The sequence below is a fragment of the Bartonella refiksaydamii genome (assembly GCF_902652675.1).
GTDB lineage: Bacteria > Pseudomonadota > Alphaproteobacteria > Rhizobiales > Rhizobiaceae > Bartonella > Bartonella refiksaydamii.
Map to the genome: position 1 here is coordinate 1 of NZ_LR736375.1, position 1,157 is coordinate 1,157.

Sequence of the window (1,157 nt, forward strand, 5' to 3'; positions counted from 1 at the left end):
TCAACTAAAATCACACCAAAGGGATTGGCATGTTTGAGAGAACAAATCTTTGGGGGTGTACAATGAATAGCAGTATCGATTTTTTATGTGATTTGTGGATGGCTTTGTTTCAGTTTGTCAATTGTGAAGACATTGAAGACAAAGACTGTAGTGCACTGGTTGAGATCATGGGCGTGGTAGAAAAAGCTTTGATTTTAAAACTTCAAGAGGAATCGCCAAATGTGACAAAGATTCTGGCTGTTCTTACAGGTTTTGGAACTTCCAAACTACCGCATAGCATGGATTCTTTGTTGCGAGCTTATGAACCAGATTTGGAGCACCCCATTAAAAAGGTTGCTTAAGTAAAAACATACTCCTTTCCCATCTTCATAAGGTGGGAGGAGTCAATAATTCTTGTGTAATTTGGAGTGTATCTGTTTGCATACCGGAATATATACCCGATTACACCTGATTATCAATTAATTACGATGACTTTTTCGTAAATCTCGTTCGATAAGATGCCGGACATAGCGTGTGTAAGGGATAGCTTGATTTTTAGCTTTTTCCTTTAAAGCTTTCATAAGCGCTTGAGGCAAACGAATATTCATAGAGGCTTCTTTAGGTAAAAATTCAAAATGAACGGGTTTAAAACCAGTTAAGTCATAATCAGTAAGATCTGCAGTATCAACAAAGTTTTCTGCTTCTTCATCCGTCTTGAAAACGGGTATTTGTTTTAATTTAGAGGTTTTCATATAAATCAATCTCCTTTTGGTGCATATAACGAGCGCTAATAGGACGCACAAACAGTTCGTTCTTTATTGTTCTTAAGGTAAAAACTAGAAAAATATATCGTTCATTATAACTTCTCCCAATGGCTCTTAAACGCTCTTCTTTAACATTGGGGTCGTGCTTTATGACAAGATTTCCGGGATTGGTGAATAAATACTCAATTTCTTTTTTAGAAACTCCATGTTTGGCACATTTGGGCCAGTTACCGTCATCCCAATTTATGCCATGAATTTTGATATTTGTTACCATAACGTATGTATACCAAAATGTATCCACAAATACAATAAAAATGATTAAAAATCAATCTATTTGAACAGGAATATTCATGCATCCAAGAGAGACGATAAGGGAAACATTTGTTGCGTTGATCAAAGCAGCAAAGACGGCGG

General features: G+C 36.2%; 3 protein-coding genes and 1 pseudogene. 2 read left to right on the top strand and 2 right to left on the bottom strand.

Features of this window, described 5'->3' with window-relative positions; translation table 11 throughout:
• Together GQO39_RS09360 and GQO39_RS08565 are read left to right on the top strand one after the other, a co-directional pair.
• A pseudogene (locus GQO39_RS09360) lies at positions 1-66 on the top strand (phage antirepressor Ant); the annotation flags it as partial.
• Positions 63-341 (top strand): hypothetical protein, encoded by a 279-nt coding sequence (locus GQO39_RS08565; protein WP_156851780.1) that lies wholly within the window; start codon positions 63-65, stop codon positions 339-341. The pseudogene GQO39_RS09360 and the gene GQO39_RS08565, both read left to right, overlap by 4 nt.
• A gap of 117 nt (positions 342-458) precedes the next feature.
• On the opposite strand, the gene GQO39_RS08570 is transcribed toward GQO39_RS08565, so the two are convergent.
• The gene (locus tag GQO39_RS08570; RefSeq protein ID WP_019220253.1) at positions 459-731 is read right to left on the bottom strand and encodes a CopG family antitoxin; all 273 of its coding nucleotides are present in this window, start codon (positions 729-731) and stop codon (positions 459-461) included.
• Positions 718-1,017 (bottom strand): BrnT family toxin, encoded by a 300-nt coding sequence (locus GQO39_RS08575; protein WP_156851779.1) that lies wholly within the window; start codon positions 1,015-1,017, stop codon positions 718-720. The genes GQO39_RS08570 and GQO39_RS08575 overlap by 14 nt, the downstream gene beginning before the upstream one ends.
• Between the last annotated feature and the right edge of the window lie 140 nt (positions 1,018-1,157).

Excerpts from the sequence above, each read along its gene's own strand:
- GQO39_RS08565 (WP_156851780.1), top strand. The coding sequence starts at position 63 with ATGAATAGCAGTATCGATTTTTTATGTGATTTGTGGATGGCTTTGTTT.
- GQO39_RS08570 (WP_019220253.1), bottom strand. The coding sequence starts at position 731 with ATGAAAACCTCTAAATTAAAACAAATACCCGTTTTCAAGACGGATGAA.
- GQO39_RS08575 (WP_156851779.1), bottom strand. The coding sequence starts at position 1,017 with ATGGTAACAAATATCAAAATTCATGGCATAAATTGGGATGACGGTAAC.